Source organism: Stenotrophomonas sp. PAMC25021, from assembly GCF_004795795.1.
Lineage (GTDB): Bacteria > Pseudomonadota > Gammaproteobacteria > Xanthomonadales > Xanthomonadaceae > Stenotrophomonas > Stenotrophomonas muris.
In genome coordinates, this window is record NZ_CP039255.1 from 436799 (window position 1) to 454953 (window position 18155).

Consider the following 18155-nt stretch of genomic DNA (forward strand, 5'->3'; position numbering starts at 1 on the left):
GTGTTGGTGACCACGATGGGCCATCGTCCCGCCACCGGCAAGCGGCGGCAGGATGAACGGTCAATCCGGGGCGACGGGCGTCAAAGGCTTGACGACCCGCCCTCCCCTGCCCGTGCCGGCGCGATCCCCATCGCGCCGGCCCGGGTTCAGGCCAGCACTTGGTAGCAGGGCTGGTATTCGCCGGAGATCTTCATCCGGCGCTGCTCGACGAAGGCGCGCAGCAGCGCATCCAGCGCCTGCATCATGTCCGGATCCCCGTGGATCTGGAACGGCCCGAACTGCTCGATGCGGCGCATGCCGTCCTCCTTCACGTTGCCGGCGACGATGCCCGAGAACGCCCGGCGCAGATCGGCCGCCAGCGCGTGCGGCGCACGCCCGTGGTGCAGGTCCAGCGCGGCCATCGCCTCGTGGGTCGGCACGAACGGCTGCTGGTACTCCCACGGGATCTCGATCGACCAGTTGAAGAAGAACGAGTCCTTCTGCGCCAGGCGGTGCTCGCGCACGCGCTTGATGCCGTTGGCCATCTTCTTGGCCACCGCGACCGGGTCACCGATGATGATCTCGTAGCGCTCGGCAGCCTCATCACCCAGGGTCAGGCGGATGAAGCGGTCGATCTGCTCGAAGTACGGCGCCGCCACGGTCGGGCCGGTCAGGATCAGCGGGAACGGCAGGTCCTTGTTCTCCTCGCGCAGCAGGATGCCGAGCAGGTACAGGATCTCTTCGGCAGTGCCGACGCCGCCGGCGAACACGATGATGCCGTGGCCGATGCGGACGAAGGCCTCAAGGCGCTTCTCGATGTCCGGCATGATCACCAGGTGGTTGACGATCGGGTTCGGCGACTCGGCCGCAATGATGCCCGGCTCGGTGAGGCCGATGTAGCGCGTGACGGTGCGGCGCTGCTTGGCATGGGCGATGGTCGCACCCTTCATCGGGCCCTTCATCGCGCCCGGGCCGCAGCCGGTGCAGATGTCCAGGCCGCGCAGGCCCAGCTCGTAACCCACCTGCTTGGTGTACAGGTACTCGTCGCGCGAGATCGAATGGCCGCCCCAGCACACCACCAGGTTCGGATCGCCCGGGTTGAGGATGCGCGCATTGCGCAGCAGGCCGAACACCGCGTTGGTGATGCCCTCGGACGACTCCAGCTCGGCCGCGTAGGCCGGGCCCATCTCGATGGCCATGTAGGCCAGGTCGCGCACGACGGCGAACAGCAGTTCGGCGACACCGCGGATGATCTCGCCGTCGACGAAGGCCATCGCCGGTGCGTTGACCAGGTCGATGCGCACGCCGCGATCCTGCTGCGCCACCTGGATGTCGAAATCAGGGTAGAGGTCGCGCGCCGCGCGCGGATCGTCCGAAGCGCTGCCGCTGGTCAGCACAGCCAGCGCGCAGCGGCGCAGCAGCTCATGCATGCCGCCGGCGGAGGCATCGCGCAGGCGTGCGACCTCGGCGCGCGACAGCACATCCAGCCCACCGCGCGGGTAGATCCGCGCATCCTGCACCGGCAGTGCACGGGCTGATTTTTCGTTCGTGGTCATATCCAATTTTTCGCTTCCTTCAAGGTTTCCGACTGTACTGCCGCCCCCTTAAAAAGCAAAACGGCCGGGAAGCCCGACCGTTGGATGTGTGCTGCCCGCGTTCGCCTGTCCGGGACCGCCTGGGCGGCGTTGACGCCGCGCACATTTCCAGATGCTACGCCGTTGCCCAGCGCCCCGCAAGGACTTTCGCCTGAACGGGAAACGGCCGGGTTTCCCCGGCCGTTTCCGTTTACAGCAGCGCTACGTCAGTGCATCAGAACTGGTAGCGGAAGCCCAGCTGCAGCGACCACTGCGAGACACCGACGTCGAAGCCGTCTGCGTCGTTGTTGGCCACCGTCGGCAGGTCAGCACCGCGGAAGTTGTAGACGTACTTGCCGTCCTTCATGCCCTGCAGGGTAGCCACACGCGCATCGGCGAAGAAGCCGTAGTCGTAGATGTTGCCCCACTTCTTGTTGAGCATGTTGCCGACGTTCTGGATGTCCAGCCACACTTCCGACTTGTGACCCTTCATGAAGCCCGGCAGCTGCTGGCTGATGCGGATATCGAAGGTGTTGATCCAGCCGGTACGGAACTGGTTCGCCGGAGCGTAGCCACCTGCGTACTTGGCCAGCTGCGGGTTGGCGGCCAGCCATGCGTAGAACGACTTCTCCATTTCCGCATCCGGGGTGAAGGTGCTGCCCGCCAGATTGCCGAACAGAACCTCGCCCGGGTTCGGCACGTAGAACAGGTCATTCGCGGAGCGGCCGTCGCCGTTGGCATCGTTCGAGTACACGTAGCTGTACGGACGGCCGCTACGGCCCTCATACACCAGACCGACCTTGGTTTCGTAGTCGCCGAAGAACTTGTGCTTCCAGTTCAGCGAGCCCGACAGGCGGTCACGGATCTGGTAGCGCGAGGTGTTCTCGGTTTCGCTGTTGGCGTTGAAGGCGTACTGGTAGTTCCAACCCGAGCTTGCGGTGGAGCTGGTCAGCGAGCCCACTTCGGTCGCGTCGGTGTAGGTGTAACCGATGTTCCAGGACCAGTCACTGGCGTCCGACCACGGCTTGCTCAGCGACACGGTGAACTGCGAGGTGCGGCCCTTGTCGGTGTTGGCGATTTCGTAGACGGCGTCGTAGCCGCGGTTCCGCCCGAAGCGGGCATCGTTGTTGGTCCACAGGTTGCCGTTGCGCGACGCAGCGTAATAGAGCTCACGACCGTCCGGACCCAGCTGCTGCACCGGGCCCAGGTTCAGGTTCCTGTAGTACAGGGCATCCTTGACCTTGGTGACCAGCAGCTCTGCCGAAGCCACGATGCCGTACCACGGCGTTTCATGATCGAAGGCCAGGTTGGCCTTGTACACCGACGGCATCTTGAAGTCGCTGCCGACGAAGTTGACGTTCTGACGGTTCGAGCCCGGGGTGGTCGGGACCGGCTGGCTGTCCTTGTTCGGGTTGAACGGCAGCGTGCGATCGTAGGCAGTGTAGGCGTACACCGAATTGTTGAAGCCGGTGGCCGAGTAGCTGTTGCTCAGCCACACCTGCGGCGCATCACCCTGGAACAGGCCCACGCCGCCGCGCAGCTGCGTCGGACGCTCGCTGTCGAAGGTGTAGTTGAAACCGACGCGCGGCTGGATCAGGAACTTGTTGCTCAGCACTTCGCTGTTATCGCGACCGAAGAAGGTCGACGCCGCAGCGTTGTAGGCCGGGGCCGGGCTGGTGTCGGCACGGTCGGCACGCACACCCAGGGTCAGGGTCAGATTGTTGTTGACATACCAGGTGTCCTGCACGAACAGGGCCAGGTTGCTGTACTTGTAGTCAGCCGGAATCGAGCCCGGGGTGCGCTCCGGATTGTAGTTGTAGCTGCTCCAGCGGCCAGCGGCGAAGTTGTCCAGGCCGTAGAAGGTGTAGGCACCCCACGAGTTGGCGCCGAAGTAGTTGTAGATGTCGTTGGTGTCGTACGACGCACCGAACTTGACGTCATGGTCACCCAGGGTCCAGGTAGCTGCGGCGTAGTAGTTCCACGCCTTGGTTTCCAGGATGTTGTTCTGCGAGTTGACTTCGGTACCCAGGTACAGCGAGTCACCCGACGGTGCAGCCTCGTTGCCGCCGAAGAAGATGCGGATGCTCGGTGCGTCGGTGGACACGTTGCGGATCGCCGAGTACTCGCGGTACGACGCCTTCAATTCGGTCGAGAAGTTCGGGGTCCAGTCGCTGAACAGCTGGGCGACGTAGCTCTCGTTGGTCTTGTCATGCTGGTACCAGTACGAGCTCAGCGAGGCCGAACTGGTGGCCATGCCGTTGATGCGCAGCTTGCTCTGGTCGATCTTGCTGTAGCGGATGTTGGCACGGTGGTTCTCGCTGATGTTCCAGTCCAGCTTCAGCGCGTACTCTTCCATCTCCGTGTCGCCGTTGCTTTCCAGGCCACCGGCGTTGATGCCGTAGCCCTGCGCGATCTGCTGCGCGCGGGTCACGTCGGCCAGGGTGAACTGCGGGTTGGCCTTGCCCAGCGCGGTGCCGCTCAGGTCGGCGCCCGGGGCGGCCTGCTTGAACTTTTCGTAGTTGGCGAAGAAGAACAGCTTGTCCTTGACGATCGGGCCGCCCAGGGTCATGCCGTAGGTTTCTTCCTTGGTGAAGCCCTTGAACGGCTGGCCTTCCGGGTTGTCGCCGAACCAGTCGCCATCACGGTAGGTGCCGTACACCGAGCCGTGGAATTCATTGGTACCCGACTTGGTCACCGCGTTGACGGTGGCACCGGCGGCGGCAGCGATGCTGACGTCGTAGTTGGACAGGTTGATGTCCAGCGCTTCGATGGCTTCCATCGCGACCGGCTGGCGGCGGGTCGGCATGTTGTTGCCTTCCAGGCCGAAGGTGTCGCTGGCCGAGACGCCGTCGATGTTGATCGAGTTGAAGCGCGGGTTCTGGCCGCCGGCCGAGATCGAGCCCGAGGCGCGATCGATGAAGGTGACGCGCGGATCCAGGCGCATCAGATCCTGGATGTTGCCGCCGACGGACGGCGCAACTTCGATCTGCTGCTGGCTGATGTTGGTGCCCGAGCCCATCTTGGTGGCGCTGAACACTTCCGAGCCGCCGCCGACGGCGGTGACCTGCACGGTGTCCAGATTGGTCGCGCCGGCCAGATCGCCGGTCAGCGTCGCGTTGATGGTGCCGGTCTGGTTCACGCCCAGGTAGACGCCATCTTCGGTCTTGGTGCCTTCACCCGGCTTGGTGATGGTGATGCTGTACGGGCCACCCACGCGCAGGCCGCGTGCGTTGTAGCGACCGGCCGCATCGGTGGTAGCACGCGAAACCGTGCCCGACTCGGTGTGGGTGATGGTGACTTCAGCACCAGCGACGGGCTGGCCGCCGCGGGTCACGACCTGGCCACCGACACCAGCGGAGGTGCTCTGGGCGAAGGCGGGAGCGGCAGCAAGTGCAGCCACGAGACCAAGGGTAAGCTTGGACATCCGGAGTGGGTGGGTCATTTTTCGGTAGCCTCGATGCGAGTTGGCGATGGCGGAAAAAAAAGCGCATCCAAACAGCCCTGCGGGTGGCTGGTCGGAGAGTTATCTGGGGTTCCCTACCGCTTGGCTGAAGGCAGCCATAACGGTTAACACTAGATTAACACGCTACGCCATCAATGTGACGGTTGTGCGACAAACGGCACCGGTTCGCAACGCAATCGTGACGGGTTCTTCACTCCGCCTTTCCCCGGGGCTCACTCGCGGGGAACTGCCTCGCTGGCATCGAGAATCGTCCCCCGCCAGGCATGGCCGGCCCGGGACAACAGGGTGACGGCCGCAGCGGCGGCCGCTTCGGGCCCTTGCGCGGCCGGGTCCTGGTCGACGGAATAGGCGCGGGCGCGCAGGGCCGTGCGCAGGGGCCCCGGGTACAGGCCACTGACCCGGACCGGGCTGCGGCCCAGCTCATCGTGCAGGCTCGCGATCAGGCCACGCAGGCCGTGCTGGGCCACGCCATACCCGCCCCAGTAGGCCTGCCCCACCCGTTCGGGGGCATCGACCGCGAACACCAGGGCAGCATCCTCGCGCTGCCGCAGCAGCGGCAGGCAGGCCTGGGCCAGCCAGGCCGGGGCGGTCAGGGTGACATGGACCGCACGGGCGAAACTGGCCGGGTCGGCCAGCTCGAACGGGGTCAGGCCGGGGAAATGCGCGGCGCAGACCAGCAGGCCATCCAGCCGCCCCAGCTCACGCTGCAGGGCCTGGGCCAGTTCGGCATAGTCATCGGGGCCGGCACCCTCCAGGTCCATCGGGTACAGCAGGGGTTCCGGGCCGACCGCCTGGACCTGGGCATAGACCCGGTCCAGCCGGCGCGGCTTGCGCCCCAGCAGGACCACGGTAGCCCCGGCCGCCGCAGCGGCAATCGCCGCCGCACTGCCCAGCCCGCCGCCGGCACCGGCAACCAGCACCACGCGGTCCTGCAGCGGGCGGCCATCGAGCGCCCCGTCAGTCGGTGACGTCGACGGCCAGGCACTCATCCCTGGGTCGCCTCTTCGACGATGCGCTTGAGCTCGCCGGATTCAAACAGTTCCATGACGATGTCGCAGCCGCCGATCAACTCGCCGTTGATGAACAGCTGCGGGAAGGTCGGCAGGTTGGAGAAGCGCGGCAGGTTGGCGCGGATCTCCGGTTCTTCGAGCACGTTGACGGTGCGCAGGCTGACGGCGCCGGCAGCCATCAACGCCTGCACGGCGCGGCTGGAAAAGCCGCACATCGGGTACTGCGGGGTACCCTTCATGAACAGCACGAGCGGGTAACGATCGACCTCGGCCTGGATTTGCTGCATTACCGCCACAACCACACTCCTTGCTTCGCCGGACAACCCGACCGTGATGGTCGGCTAGACTGCCCACGGTAGCCGCCATTGTAAGCGGATGGAACAGGCTGCCGTCGTCCCCTGGCCACGAACCTGCACATGCCCGTCGAATTGCCCGCCCTGCCCTACCTCTCCGGCTCCCTGCAGCCCCACCTGTCCGCGCAGACCGTGGAACTGCATCACGGCCGCCACCACCGCGACTATGTCGACGCGGTCAACGCCGGCACCCTCGGCACCGAGTGGGAGGAGGCGTCGCTGGAAGAGATCGTGCGCCATGCCCAGGGCACGCTGTTCGATGCGGCCGCCCAGGCCTGGAACCACGGTTTCTACTGGCAGTGCCTGCGCCCGCGCGGCGGCGGCGAACCGCAGGGCCGGCTGGGCGAACTGGTCAAGCGCCAGTTCGGTGACGCGCAGCGCCTGCGCGAGGAATTCAACCGCACTGCACTGGGCCTGTTCGGCTCGGGCTGGGTGTGGCTGGTGCAGCACCCGGGGGGCCAGCTGGGCATCCAGGCCACCCGCAACGCCGGCACGCCCCTGACCGGCGACAGCACCCCGCTGCTGTGCTGCGACGTGTGGGAGCACGCGTACTACACCGACTACCAGAATGACCGCGCGCGTTACCTGGACGCGTTCTGGCAGATGGTCAACTGGGAATTCGCCGAGAGCCAGCTGCGCTGACCCCCTGTAGAGCCGAGCCCATGCTCGGCTGGCCGGACAGCAGCCGAGCATGGCCTCGGCTCTACAGATGAAGCTTCATGCGCTCTCGTGCGCGGCCACCGCATCCATCACCCGCGCCGAGTACACCAGCGCGGCGCCGGCGTTGAGCGAGACCGCCACGCCCAGCGCCTCGGCGATTTCCTCGCGGCTGGCGCCATGCTTCAGCGCCGCGTCCACGTGCACGGTGATGCAGCCGTCACAGCGGGTGGTCACCGCCACCGCCAGCGCGATCAACTCCCGGGTCTTGGCATCCAGGTGGTTGGTCTGGGCACCGGCATTGGCCAGGGTGGCGTAGCCCTTGACCGTATCCGGCGAGAGCTTGCCGATCTCGCCGATGCGGCCCTTCAGTTCCTTGCGGTAGGCATTCCAGTCGAGCATGGTCGTGACTCCTGTGAAAGGAGCTCCACGCTACCACCGGGAATGTTGCGCCGATGGCTGCACCGGTGCGCCACACCGTTGCAGCCATACAGGCGTCTGCCGGCAGCACGCCGGCACGCCCGCGTTCAGCGGTTGCGCAGCGCGTGCACCGCCGGTGCCACCTGGGCCTGGCGGTCCAGTTCCAGGCCCACCTGGTCCAACGCGTCGGCCAGTGCTGCGGCATCGTCATCGCGCAATGTGGCATGGCCGACCTTGCGGCCTTCGCGCGACTCCTTGCCATAGTCATGCCAGTGGCCACTGGCCTGGGCCAGCACCGGCAACGGGTCGGGCATCCGGCCCAGCCAATTCAGCATGCAGGCATGGCCGAGCATGCGGGTGCTGCCCAGCGGCAGGCCCAGCACGGCGCGCAGGTGGTTCTCGAACTGCGAGGTCTCGCTGCCTTCGATGGTCCAGTGCCCGGAGTTGTGCACGCGTGGCGCCATCTCGTTGGCCAGCAGCTCGCCATCGCGGCAGAACAGTTCCAGCGCGAACACGCCGACGTACTGCAGGTGTTCGGCGACACAGCGTGCATAGCCGATGGCTGCCTGCTGCTCGGCGGCGGACAGCACGGCCGGGGCCACGCTGGCCGACAGCACACCGTCGACATGCCAGTTGCCGGTGATCGGCCAGGCTTCGAAACTGCCATCGCGGCCACGCACGGCCACCACGCTGACCTCGCGCTGGAAGGCCACGAAGCCCTCCAGGATCAGTCCGGTGCGCTCGACCTGTGCACCCAGCGCATCCCAGGCGGCATCAATGTCGGCTTCGCTGCGCAGGCGGAACTGGCCCTTGCCGTCGTAGCCCAGGCGGCGGGTCTTGAGGATGCACGGCAGGCCGAATTCGGCGGCCTTCGCCGCCAGCTCGTCGCGGCTGCGGATATCAGCGAAGGCCGGCAGCGGGATGCCCAGCTGCTGGAACAGGGTCTTCTCGCTCAACCGGTCCTGGGCCACCGCCAGCGCGGCCGGCGGCGGGTAGACCGGCACGCGGTCGGCCAGGAACTGTGCACTGTCGGCGGGCACATTCTCGAAATCGAAGGTGACCACATCGACCTTGGCAGCGAAGTCCGCCAGCGCCTGGCGGTCGTCGAAGGCACCGACGGTGAGCGGCGCCAGCGGGCCGCTGCAGGCGTCGGCCGCCGGGTCATACAGTTCGAAGCGCAGCCCCAGCGGCGCACCGGCCAGGACCATCATGCGGGCGAGCTGGCCGCCGCCCAGGATGCCGACGGTCAGGCTCATTGGCGCGGATCGTCGTGGGCCATCACGTCTTCGGTCTGGCGTGCACGGAAGGCGTCGAGCGCCTGGCCGATCGCCGGCTGGTCGCTGGCCAGCATCGCGGCGGCGAACAGCGCCGCGTTGGACGCGCCGGCATTGCCGATGGCGAAGGTGGCGACCGGGATACCGGCCGGCATCTGCACGATCGACAGCAGCGAATCCATGCCGTTGAGGGCCTTGGACTGCACCGGCACGCCCAGCACCGGCACGGCGGTCTTGGCGGCGATCATGCCCGGCAGGTGGGCGGCCCCGCCGGCACCGGCGATGATCGCGCGCAGGCCACGCGGGCCCGCCTGCTCGGCGTAACTGAACAACACATCCGGCGTCCGATGCGCGGACACCACCTTCACTTCGAACGGAACACCCAGGGCTTCAAGCTTCTGGGCGGCGTGCTGCATGGTTTCCCAGTCGGAACGGGAACCCATGACGATGCCGACAAGCGGCGCGATCGGGTTGGGGGTCATTGGCCGTCACCTGCCTTAAAGACGTATTCTAGCCATCTTCCACGCAAGACGAAGAACCATGGATCGCAAGCTGCTCGACCTGCTGGTGTCGCCTGACACCCGCCAGCCCCTGTCCCTGCTGGATGGCAAGGGCCTGGAAGCCCTCAACAAGGCCATTTCCGCCGGCGCGGTGAACAAGGCCGATGGCAACCCGCTGGCGCAGCCGCTGCGCGAAGCGCTGGTCACCCGCGACCGCAAGCAGGTCTTCCGCGTCGACGACGGCATCCCGGTGCTGCTGGCCGAGGAAGCCATCCCGACCGCCCAGATCGCCGATTTCCCGACCGCATGAGCACGCTGCCGACGCCGGATGCGGCCGTTGTCGCCGCCGATGTCGCGCGTGCACTGGCCGAGGACCTGGGCAGCGGTGATGTCACCGCCGCCCTGCTGCCCGACCAGGCCGACAGCGCCTACCTGCTGTGCAAGCAGGACGGGGTGATCGCCGGCCGCCCCTGGTTCGACGCCACCCACCGCGCGCTCGACCCGGACGTACGCATCGAATGGCAGGTTTCCGACGGCGACGCGGTTACCGCAGGCACCGTGCTGGCCCTGCTGCATGGGCGCAGCCGCAGCCTGGTCAGCGCCGAACGCACCTCGCTCAACTTCCTGCAGACGCTGTCCGGTACGGCAACCACCACCGCCCGCTACGTGGCGGCGGTGGCCGGTACCGGCACGCGCATCCTCGACACCCGCAAGACCCTGCCCGGCCTGCGCCTGGCTCAGAAGTACGCGGTGCGCTGCGGCGGTGGCGAGAACCATCGTTTCGGCCTGTACGACACGGTGATGCTGAAGGAAAACCACATCCGCGCTGCCGGTTCACTGGCCGACGCCGTGGCGGGCGCACGCCGGCAGTGGCCTGCGCTGCCGCTGGTGGTCGAGGTCGAGGATCTGGCGCAGCTGCGCCAGGCGCTCGACGCTGGTTGCGAACGCATCCTGCTGGACGACTTCAGCCCCGACCTGCGCCGCGAGGCGGTACGCATCACGGCCGGCCGCATTCCGCTGGAAGTGTCCGGCAGCGTCGGCCTGGGTGGCCTGCGCTCGATCGCCGAGGATGGCGTCGACTGCATCTCCATCGGCGGCCTGACCAAGCACGTGCAGGCCATCGATCTGTCGTTGAAGCTCGGCCCACCGCCGGGCTGAGGCCTGCAGGACTTGTAGAGCCGAGCCTACGCTCGGCTGCTTGTCGATTTGCGGCACGCCCTGCGCGCGCTTCGCGCGATGAGCCGAGCATGGGCTCGGCTCTACACGACCCGGGACGCCTTCACGGCTCGGCTACGGCCGCCTCTGCGACGCTGCCGGCATCCCCCACAGGAGCCGCGCATGCGCCGGATGCTCTTGCCTGCCTGTCTGCTGCTGGCCGCGGCCCCCCTGTCCGCAGCGGCGGCCGAAGCCTGCGATGTGCCACCGCGTTTCGGCCTGAGCCCATTGGCGGTGGCCATCCGCAATACTGCCTGCAATGAACACCGGCTCTGGTTCCGGCCTTTCATCGATCGCGATGGCCGCGCGGCGAGCCTGAGTGTCACCGAGGCTGAGAACGAACATCTGACCGACAACGGGCTGATTGCCTGGCAACGCGTGGCCGGCTACTGGCGCAACAGCGGCACGCTCAACGCGATGGGCAGCATCGCCGGCGCCAGCAGCTGTCTGGCACCACTGGGCACGCGCTACACCGACAGCGACTGCCGCACCTTCCTGATCGACAACCCGTGGTCGGCCGCGTTCATTTCCTGGGTGATGGTGCAGTCCGGCGTCCCCGGCTTCAACGCGTCGCCACGCCACATCGACTACATCCGTGCCGCGTACCAGGGCGGACCCTCGGGCGTGCCGTACCGGCTGGTCGATCCCGCGACCGCAAAGCCCGCACCGGGCGACCTGCTGTGCTTCCTGCGCGATCGCAGCACCACGCTCAGCTACAGTGGGCTGGTGCAGGCACTGGGCAACGGTTCGGTGGGCCACTGGAAATCACATTGCGAAGTAGTGGTGGCCGCCAACCTGGGGGGCGACCAGACCCTGTACCTGGTGGGCGGCAACGTGATGAACACGGTGGCGATGCGACTGCTGCCGCTGGACCGCACCGGGTTGATCAAGCTGCCGCCGGCGCGCGAACGCAACAGCACCGGCATCGAGCCCAGCTGCACGCCGGGCCGCGAGGACGAATGCAGCTTCAACCGCCAGGACTGGGCAGCGCTGCTGCAGCTGACGGCGACCGCGCCATTGGTGATGCCTTCGCCCTCCGCCGCGCCGATGCAGACGGTGCCGGCGACGGCGCCGTCTAACGTGCCCGCATCACCGATGTCCAGCGAACCGCAGCCACGGCGGTGAGTGCAGCGCTTGATCCAGCGCGCGTTCGCCGCCATCTTTGCCGGATCCACCTCTGACGGCTGACGCCATGCCCACCCTGCTGTTGTTGCTGATTGCCGGCGGAATCATCTATTTCTTCTGGAATGCGGCGCGTTCGGCCGCCGAGCGCGCGGTCGAGCTGGGCCGCAATGCCTGCCGCGCTGCCGACGTGCAGTGGCTGGATCAGGCGGTACATGCCACCGGCCTGCGACTGTCGCGTGGCGAGGACGGACGGCTCGGTTTCGAGCGCACCTTCAAGTTCGAGTATTCCTACGATGGCATCGATCGCCACGTGGGCCGCATGGTGCTGCGCGGCGACCAGCTGATCTCGTTCACCGGCCCCGGTGCCGCGCGGATCAGCCAGATCCGGCCGGATGTGGAGGATGCCGAGGATGTGTAAGAACTGAAGGTGTGCCGACCAACGGTCGGCACCCACACAATTCCGGCACCCACCGGTAAAACCTGCAAAGGAAGACGCCGCCCATCGGGGCGGCGTCGGAATGGTTACTTGACCACGCGCAGGTTCGGGCGGCCCTTGGGCGGCGGACTGGCCGGTGGCGTATCGTCCGGCGGCGTGCCGTCCTCGTGCAGCAGTTCGTCACTGGTCGGCGCGGTCTCGCTGCCCGGAATGTCATCCGGCAGCGCCATGCCCTGCCCGGTCTCGCGGGCATAGACCGCCAGCACGGCGCTGATCGGTACCTGCACCGGGTAGCTGGTGCCGGAGAAGCGGGCCGAGAAGCTCACCATTTCGTTGTCGATCATCAGCCGCACGACGGCGCGTTCGGCGATGTTGAGCACGACCCGGCCATCCTTGACCGCCGAAGGCGGCACCTGCACGCCGGGGACGCCGGCGTCGACCAGGATGTGCGGGGTCAGCTGGTTGTCGTTGATCCATTCCACCAGCGCCCGCAGCAGGTACGGGCGGTGGCTGGTCATGTGGAAGAAGTCTTCGGTCATGCGTGAAGTGTACGCGCCCGGCGCCCCGCCGGGGCGGATCGCCTGCACGCCGGTCGGCGTGCAGACGGGTTACGCAAGGTCGGATCAGACCGGCAGATCGCGCAGCTTCTTTTCCTGGTCGGTCAGGCTGCGGACGAAACCCGGGTGACGGAAGATGCGGTTGCCGTAGTCCTCGATCGCCTTGCCGTCCTTCGGCAGCGGCACGTCCAGCGACTGCAGGCGCCAGATGATCGGTGCCATTGCACAGTCGGCCAGGCTCATTTCCGGATTGAGGAAGAACTTGCTGGCCTTGAACAGCGGCAGCGAGGCGGTCAGCAGTTCCTTCAGGCGCTTGCGGCCGGCCTCGGCCTGGGTCTTGTTGCCCAGCTGGATGGCCTGCACCTGCGGTACCCAGTCGTGCTCGATGCGCAGCATGGCCAAGCGGATACGCGCACGCGAGAGCGGATCGACCGGCATCAGCGGAGGATGCGGGTAGCGTTCGTCCAAGTATTCGCTGACCACCGACGCGGCGTACAGCACCAGCTCGCGCTCGACCAGGGTCGGCACCGAGTGGTACGGATTGAGATCGATCAGGTCTTCAGGCGGGTTCTGCGGATCGACCGGGACAAAGTCGAAGGTGACCCCCTTGGCCGCCAGCACCAGGCGTACCCGGTGGCACAGTACGTCGTCGTTCGAGGAAAACAGCGTCAGTGTATTGCGCATGCGTACGCTCGCCGCCATCAAAGGCTCTCCCACGACAGGAGACCGCCTGCCGCATCGGCGCCGCCGGCACCGTGCCAGCGGTCGACTCCACCCCGAGTGTGCAACCGACCATCACAAAAGCCAATAGGCCCGGGCGATGGCCGGCGGCAGAATCAGTGGACGTCCTTCCAGTATTCCTTCTTCAGCAGGTACAGCAGGAAAGTCAGCAGGGCCAGGAACAGGATCACCCATACGCCCAGCTGCTGCCGCTTGAGCGCGGCCGGTTCACCGGCGTATTCGAGGAAGTTGGTGATGTCCCGAACGGCCTGATCGTACTGGCCGGCATCGACCGACCCGGGCGTTTCGATTTTCAGGCCGGTCACCGGCGGGTCCATGCCAGGCGCTTCCGCCTTGCCGTGCACCGCATGCTGCAGGCCCTGCATCTCCCACAGCGGGTTGGGCATGGAGGCATTGGCGAACAGCGCGTTGTTCCAGCCCAGCGGGCGGCTGCTGTCCAGATAGAACGACTTGAGATAGGTGTAGACCCAGTCACTGCCCCGCACGCGCGAGATCAGGCTGAGATCGGGCGGCATCTTGCCGAACCACTTCTCCGCGTTCTCCTTGGGCATCGCCACCGGGATCGGGTCGCCGATCGCCGAGCCGGTGAAGTTGAGGTTGTTCATCACCTCTTCCTCGGTCAGGCCGAGGTCCTGCGCCATCCGCGAATAGCGCAGGTACTTCAATGCGTGGCAGCCGGAGCAGTAATTCATGTACAGCTGCGCGCCGCGCTGCAGCGAGGCGCGGTCACCGAGGTCGTTGCCGGCCTGCAGCAGCGGGGTGCCGCCTTCGGCGGCGGAGGCCAGGAAACTGCCCAGCATCAGGGTGGCCGCCAGGGCCAGCCGGACCATCCAGCGCTCAGTCATGCGTGGTCACCCTCTCCGGTACCGGCTTGGTCCTGTCCAACCTTGTCCATAGCGGCATGGTGATGAAGAACGCGAAGTACAGGAAGGTCAACACCCGCCCGATGTAGGTCTCGTGCACATCGGTGCCCGGGCCGGAACCAATCACGCCCAGCCACACGAAGCACACCGCCAGCACGCCCAGCATCACCTTCGAGATCCAGCCGCGGTAGCGCACCGATTTCACATTCGCCTTGTCCAGCCACGGCACCAGGAACAGGATCGCGATGGCCGAGAACATCACCAGCACGCCGCCCAGCTTGTTCGGCACCACGCGCAACATCGCGTAGTACGGCGTGTAGTACCAGACCGGCTTGATGTGTTCCGGGGTCACCAGGCGGTTGGCTTCGGTGAAGTTGTCGTGCTCCAGGAACAGGCCGCCGAAACCGGGGGCGAAGAAGATGATGAAGGCGGCGATGATCAGCAGGAAGCCGGCACCGACGCCATCCTTGAGCGTGTAGTACGGATGGAACGGAATGCCGTCGGCCGGGGCGTTCGGCGACCAGCGGTTGCCCTTGGGCCCCTTCTTGATCTCCACGCCATCGGGGTTGTTCGACCCCACCTCGTGCAGCGCGCCCAGGTGCAGCACCACCAGCAACAGCAGCACCAGCGGCAGTGCGATGACGTGCAGCGCGAAGAAGCGGTTGAGCGTGGCGTCACTGGGCAGGTAGTCGCCCATGATCCACTCGGTCAGGCCGTTGCCGATCACCGGTATCGCGCCGAACAGCGAAATGATCACCTTGGCGCCCCAGAACGACATCTGGCCCCACGGCAGCACGTAGCCCATGAAAGCTTCGGCCATCAGCACCAGGTAGATCAGCATGCCCAGGATCCACACCAGTTCGCGCGGCTTCTGGTAACTGCCGTACAGCAGGCCGCGGAACATGTGCAGGTAGACCACGATGAAGAACAGCGAGGCCCCGGTGGAGTGCATGTAGCGGATCAGCCAGCCCCACTCCACATCACGCATGATGTATTCGATGGAGCCGAACGCCTCGGCGGCGTTGGTCTTGTAGTGCATCGTCAGGAAGATGCCGGTGACGATCTGGTTGACCAGCACCAGCAGCGCCAGCGAACCGAAGTAGTACCAGATGTTGAAGTTCTTCGGCGCGTAGTACTCGGTGACGTGCTTGCGGTAGACCGGCATCAGGCCCGGCGCGCGGGCATTGACCCAGTCGGCCACGCCGCTGGCGGTACGAGCGAGGATATTGGCCATCAGGCTGCCCCCTGCGGATCGACACCGATGATGATGGTGTTGTCGTCCTGGTAATGGTGCGCGGGCACCTTCAGGTTGATCGGCGCCGGCACGTCCTTGAAGACGCGGCCGGACATGTCGAAGCGCGACTTGTGGCAGGGGCAGAAGTAGCCGCCCTTCCACTGCGGGTCATAGGGTTCAGGCCGGATCTCGGCGACCATTTCCGGCGAACAGCCCAGGTGCGTGCACAGGCCGACCAGCACGGAAATGTCCGGCTTGATCGAGCGCAGCTCGGGGTTCTGCTTCAGCACGTAGTCCGGCTGCTGGTCCTTCTCGCCGGACTCGGGGTCCTTGAGGCGGCCATCGAGCCCGTGCAGTGCATCGAGGATCGCCTTGGACCGCTTGACGATCCAGATCGGCTGGCCACGCCATTCCACGATCAGGCGTTGGCCTTCCTGCAGGGCGCTGATGTCGGCCACCACCGGTGCGCCGGCAAGCTTGGCACGGGCACTGGGGTTCCAGGATTTGATGAAAGGAACAGCGGTGAATCCGACGCCGACGGCGCCCACCACGGCTGTGGTGGCAGAAAGAAAACGCCGACGTCCGGTGTTGACTGGATCGTGTACCCCATCGTTGGCCATCCGGCACTCCGATATTGATTAGGTAGCTTTAAGGCTGCCAGCGGATCCGGTGGGGGCCAGAGCCGCATTGAATCATGGGCGAGTGTAGCGGAACCGTCGAGCGCCACACAACGCATTGCAACAACATTGATTACGGGGCTGCCAGCCAGTGGCCGGTCGGTGCCGGCCATTGCCCAAGGTTGCCGGCCAGCGGCCGGCACTACTGGTGCGTCAATGCGGTGCGGTAACGCTCGGCCAGCTGCCCGACCCGGCGCACGTAGTACTGGGTCTCGCTGTAGGGCGGCACGCCACCGTGGCGGTCAACCGCGCCTTCGCCCGCGTTGTAGCCAGCCGCGGCCAGGGTCAGGTCGCCATTGAAACGCTTCAACAACCACGCAAGATACTGCACGCCACCGCGGATGTTCTGCCCGGCATCGTAGGAATCGCTGACTCCGAAACGGGCCGCGGTTGGCGGCATCAGCTGCATCAGGCCCTGCGCGCCGGCGCGGCTGAGCGCGGTCGGGTTGTAGGCCGACTCGGCGTGGATGATGGCGCGCACCACGGCTTCGTCGACGCCGAACTCGCGCGCGGCCGAGCTGATCTCGGTCTGGAACGCGGTGGTGTTCAACCGCACCGAACCGAAGTCCACGCGCGGGTTGACGCCACAGGCGTAGCAGCGCTCCATGAAACTGTACCGGATGGTGCGCACCGGGCCGAGGTTGGCGACCTGGGTCGGGCGCGCACTGGTGTAGTGGCGCACGCCGTCCTTCATGAAGGAATAGACCTGGCCGCTGACCATGCGCCCGCTGCGCGAGGCAACCGGGGGCGCGGGTACGGCGGCTGGCGCAGCCGCCGGCGTCGCAGCGCTGGCCGCCACCGCCACCGGGTTGCGCTCGATGCTGGCCACGGTGGTCGGCGCCGGCTTCGGCGCGGCCACCACCGGGCGCGGTGCCGGGCGGAGGTCGCGGCTGTAGCTGATGGCGCTGCAGCGGGCCCCGGCCAGGCGCTTGCTGACATAGCTGGTGACCCCGTCGGCGCCCTGGCACTTGAACAGGGTGCCCGCGCTGGCCGGCGCAGCGGTCAGCGCAGCGATGATGATCGCCGTTGTCCCCAGTATCCCCTTCATGCCGGCGAGTGTCCCAGCTTCGCCGGGGCTTGCCAAGCGACGCGGCTCAGCCTGTGACGGGCGGCACAGCCAGCACCTGCCCCAATCCGGCCAGGCGCTGTGCCAGTTCATCGCGCAGGCCCGGCGGCGTGGTCCACACCGCCACCGGCACCCGGTCCAGGCTGAGGATCTGCGCCAGCATCATGCCGCGGCTCTCGGCGCCCATGCGCAGCAGGCAATGGTCGGGCCCATCGTCCTCCAGCACACCACACCAGGGCGGGATGCGGCCTTCCAGCTCGGCGCGGCTGCCGGCCAGGCGGACGATGGCCTGCAGGGCGAACGGGGCCTGGCTGACCGCCTGCCGCACCATCACATCCGGCGGTGCGGGCGTACGGCGGTGCATGCCCGGCTCGGCGCATTCGCGCACCGCGCCCATCCGGTCCACGCGCAGGGTGCGCCAGTCCTGCCGGCCCAGGTCCCAGGCCAGCAGGTACCAGCGCCGCCCGTAGTTGACCAGGTGCTGCGCCTCGACCTCGCGCTGGGTCACCGCTTCCTGGGCACTGCGGTATTCGAAGGCCAGCCGTGACGCCTGCCGGCAGTGCTGGGCCAGCTGCCCAAGCAGGCGTGCGTCGGTGGACGGAAGGTCGGACAGGGTGGCGGTGGCGGCATGCACCTCGCCGGCCTGCTGGCGGCGACGGGTCGGCACCAGCGGATCGAGCTTGGACAACAGGCCGCGCGCGGTGTCGTCGATGCCGGCGACGGTCGCAGAGGCCGCGCGCAGGGCGATGGCCAGGGTAGTCGCCTCCTCCTCGTCCAGCAGCATCGGCAGCACCGGCGCCCCTGCCCCCAGCTGGTAGCCGCCGCCAACCCCGGACGAGGCCCGGACCGGATAACCCAGCTCGCGCAGGCGCTCGACGTCACGGCGGATGCTGCGCCGGTCCACGCCCATGCGCTCGGCGAGCTCGGCCCCGGACCACTGGCGACGGGCCTGCAGCAGGGCGATCAGGCGCAGCAGTCGATGGGCGGTATGGCGCATGAAGGATCGAGGAC

General features: G+C 66.9%; 19 protein-coding genes. 5 read left to right on the forward strand and 14 right to left on the reverse strand.

Features of this window, described 5'->3' with window-relative positions; genetic code table 11:
- Positions 1-146: 146 nt before the first annotated feature.
- The 4 genes from ppnN to grxD form a co-directional block, all read right to left on the reverse strand.
- Positions 147-1535 (reverse strand): nucleotide 5'-monophosphate nucleosidase PpnN, encoded by a 1389-nt coding sequence (gene ppnN / locus E5790_RS02165; protein ID WP_014036604.1) that lies wholly within the window; start codon positions 1533-1535, stop codon positions 147-149.
- Positions 1536-1788: 253 nt separating this feature from the next.
- Complete coding sequence (locus tag E5790_RS02170; RefSeq protein WP_229653743.1) at positions 1789-4995, reverse strand: TonB-dependent receptor; 3207 nt, start codon at positions 4993-4995, stop codon at positions 1789-1791.
- 233 nt (positions 4996-5228) lie between these two features.
- A complete protein-coding gene (locus tag E5790_RS02175; RefSeq protein ID WP_111205954.1) occupies positions 5229-6005 on the reverse strand; it encodes an SDR family NAD(P)-dependent oxidoreductase in 777 nt (258 codons plus the stop codon).
- Positions 6002-6322: a Grx4 family monothiol glutaredoxin gene (grxD, locus tag E5790_RS02180; RefSeq protein WP_111205953.1), complete on the reverse strand. Its 321-nt coding sequence runs from the start codon at positions 6320-6322 to the stop codon at positions 6002-6004. The genes E5790_RS02175 and grxD overlap by 4 nt, the downstream gene beginning before the upstream one ends.
- Before the next feature lie 120 nt (positions 6323-6442).
- On the opposite strand from grxD, the gene E5790_RS02185 reads away from it, so the two are divergent.
- Positions 6443-7021 (forward strand): superoxide dismutase, encoded by a 579-nt coding sequence (locus E5790_RS02185; protein ID WP_111205952.1) that lies wholly within the window; start codon positions 6443-6445, stop codon positions 7019-7021.
- A gap of 75 nt (positions 7022-7096) precedes the next feature.
- Here E5790_RS02185 and E5790_RS02190 read toward each other — a convergent pair whose 3' ends face one another.
- From E5790_RS02190 to purE, 3 genes are all read right to left on the reverse strand, one after another.
- A complete protein-coding gene (locus E5790_RS02190; RefSeq protein WP_004152082.1) occupies positions 7097-7438 on the reverse strand; it encodes a carboxymuconolactone decarboxylase family protein in 342 nt (113 codons plus the stop codon).
- Positions 7439-7563: 125 nt separating this feature from the next.
- Positions 7564-8712, reverse strand: a complete 1149-nt coding sequence (locus E5790_RS02195; protein WP_049442243.1) for a 5-(carboxyamino)imidazole ribonucleotide synthase — start codon at positions 8710-8712, stop codon at positions 7564-7566.
- Positions 8709-9212, reverse strand: coding sequence for a 5-(carboxyamino)imidazole ribonucleotide mutase (purE, locus tag E5790_RS02200; protein ID WP_005412808.1), 504 nt, complete (start codon positions 9210-9212; stop codon positions 8709-8711). Before purE ends, E5790_RS02195 begins: the two co-directional genes overlap by 4 nt.
- Before the next feature lie 58 nt (positions 9213-9270).
- Here purE and E5790_RS02205 point away from each other — a divergent pair, with 58 nt between their 5' ends.
- The 4 genes from E5790_RS02205 to E5790_RS02220 all read left to right on the forward strand — a co-directional run bounded on the left by E5790_RS02205 (position 9271) and on the right by E5790_RS02220 (position 11988).
- Positions 9271-9540, forward strand: coding sequence for a Trm112 family protein (locus tag E5790_RS02205; RefSeq protein WP_014036599.1), 270 nt, complete (start codon positions 9271-9273; stop codon positions 9538-9540).
- Complete coding sequence (gene nadC, locus E5790_RS02210) at positions 9537-10388, forward strand: carboxylating nicotinate-nucleotide diphosphorylase (protein ID WP_014646586.1); 852 nt, start codon at positions 9537-9539, stop codon at positions 10386-10388. Before E5790_RS02205 ends, nadC begins: the two co-directional genes overlap by 4 nt.
- A gap of 180 nt (positions 10389-10568) precedes the next feature.
- On the forward strand, positions 10569-11570 hold the full coding sequence (locus E5790_RS02215; protein WP_111205951.1) for a DUF2272 domain-containing protein: 1002 nt from the start codon (positions 10569-10571) through the stop codon (positions 11568-11570).
- A gap of 67 nt (positions 11571-11637) precedes the next feature.
- The gene (locus E5790_RS02220) at positions 11638-11988 is read left to right on the forward strand and encodes a DUF3301 domain-containing protein (protein WP_005415950.1); all 351 of its coding nucleotides are present in this window, start codon (positions 11638-11640) and stop codon (positions 11986-11988) included.
- A gap of 104 nt (positions 11989-12092) precedes the next feature.
- Here E5790_RS02220 and E5790_RS02225 read toward each other — a convergent pair whose 3' ends face one another.
- From E5790_RS02225 to E5790_RS02255, 7 genes are all read right to left on the reverse strand, one after another.
- On the reverse strand, positions 12093-12545 hold the full coding sequence (locus tag E5790_RS02225; RefSeq protein ID WP_014646584.1) for a ClpXP protease specificity-enhancing factor: 453 nt from the start codon (positions 12543-12545) through the stop codon (positions 12093-12095).
- A gap of 84 nt (positions 12546-12629) precedes the next feature.
- Complete coding sequence (locus tag E5790_RS02230; RefSeq protein ID WP_005408842.1) at positions 12630-13265, reverse strand: glutathione S-transferase N-terminal domain-containing protein; 636 nt, start codon at positions 13263-13265, stop codon at positions 12630-12632.
- Positions 13266-13399: 134 nt separating this feature from the next.
- Positions 13400-14149: a cytochrome c1 gene (locus tag E5790_RS02235; protein ID WP_032960911.1), complete on the reverse strand. Its 750-nt coding sequence runs from the start codon at positions 14147-14149 to the stop codon at positions 13400-13402.
- A complete protein-coding gene (locus tag E5790_RS02240; protein ID WP_111205950.1) occupies positions 14142-15401 on the reverse strand; it encodes a cytochrome bc complex cytochrome b subunit in 1260 nt (419 codons plus the stop codon). Before E5790_RS02240 ends, E5790_RS02235 begins: the two co-directional genes overlap by 8 nt.
- Positions 15401-16021: a ubiquinol-cytochrome c reductase iron-sulfur subunit gene (gene petA, locus E5790_RS02245; protein ID WP_004151998.1), complete on the reverse strand. Its 621-nt coding sequence runs from the start codon at positions 16019-16021 to the stop codon at positions 15401-15403. Before petA ends, E5790_RS02240 begins: the two co-directional genes overlap by 1 nt.
- Before the next feature lie 199 nt (positions 16022-16220).
- Positions 16221-17126: a lytic transglycosylase domain-containing protein gene (locus E5790_RS02250; protein WP_111205949.1), complete on the reverse strand. Its 906-nt coding sequence runs from the start codon at positions 17124-17126 to the stop codon at positions 16221-16223.
- Between the two features lie 46 nt (positions 17127-17172).
- The gene (locus E5790_RS02255; RefSeq protein ID WP_014646579.1) at positions 17173-18141 is read right to left on the reverse strand and encodes a WYL domain-containing protein; all 969 of its coding nucleotides are present in this window, start codon (positions 18139-18141) and stop codon (positions 17173-17175) included.
- Positions 18142-18155 lie beyond the last annotated feature (14 nt).

Coding starts and splice junctions, on each gene's coding strand:
- ppnN (WP_014036604.1), bottom strand. CDS start 1,535: ATGACCACGAACGAAAAATCAGCCCGTGCACTGCCGGTGCAGGATGCG.
- E5790_RS02170 (WP_229653743.1), bottom strand. CDS start 4,995: ATGACCCACCCACTCCGGATGTCCAAGCTTACCCTTGGTCTCGTGGCT.
- E5790_RS02175 (WP_111205954.1), bottom strand. CDS start 6,005: ATGAGTGCCTGGCCGTCGACGTCACCGACTGACGGGGCGCTCGATGGC.
- E5790_RS02185 (WP_111205952.1), top strand. CDS start 6,443: ATGCCCGTCGAATTGCCCGCCCTGCCCTACCTCTCCGGCTCCCTGCAG.
- E5790_RS02190 (WP_004152082.1), bottom strand. CDS start 7,438: ATGCTCGACTGGAATGCCTACCGCAAGGAACTGAAGGGCCGCATCGGC.
- E5790_RS02195 (WP_049442243.1), bottom strand. CDS start 8,712: ATGAGCCTGACCGTCGGCATCCTGGGCGGCGGCCAGCTCGCCCGCATG.
- purE (WP_005412808.1), bottom strand. CDS start 9,212: ATGACCCCCAACCCGATCGCGCCGCTTGTCGGCATCGTCATGGGTTCC.
- E5790_RS02205 (WP_014036599.1), top strand. CDS start 9,271: ATGGATCGCAAGCTGCTCGACCTGCTGGTGTCGCCTGACACCCGCCAG.
- nadC (WP_014646586.1), top strand. CDS start 9,537: ATGAGCACGCTGCCGACGCCGGATGCGGCCGTTGTCGCCGCCGATGTC.
- E5790_RS02215 (WP_111205951.1), top strand. CDS start 10,569: ATGCGCCGGATGCTCTTGCCTGCCTGTCTGCTGCTGGCCGCGGCCCCC.
- E5790_RS02220 (WP_005415950.1), top strand. CDS start 11,638: ATGCCCACCCTGCTGTTGTTGCTGATTGCCGGCGGAATCATCTATTTC.
- E5790_RS02225 (WP_014646584.1), bottom strand. CDS start 12,545: ATGACCGAAGACTTCTTCCACATGACCAGCCACCGCCCGTACCTGCTG.
- E5790_RS02230 (WP_005408842.1), bottom strand. CDS start 13,265: ATGGCGGCGAGCGTACGCATGCGCAATACACTGACGCTGTTTTCCTCG.
- E5790_RS02235 (WP_032960911.1), bottom strand. CDS start 14,149: ATGACTGAGCGCTGGATGGTCCGGCTGGCCCTGGCGGCCACCCTGATG.
- E5790_RS02240 (WP_111205950.1), bottom strand. CDS start 15,401: ATGGCCAATATCCTCGCTCGTACCGCCAGCGGCGTGGCCGACTGGGTC.
- petA (WP_004151998.1), bottom strand. CDS start 16,021: ATGGCCAACGATGGGGTACACGATCCAGTCAACACCGGACGTCGGCGT.
- E5790_RS02250 (WP_111205949.1), bottom strand. CDS start 17,126: ATGAAGGGGATACTGGGGACAACGGCGATCATCATCGCTGCGCTGACC.
- E5790_RS02255 (WP_014646579.1), bottom strand. CDS start 18,141: ATGCGCCATACCGCCCATCGACTGCTGCGCCTGATCGCCCTGCTGCAG.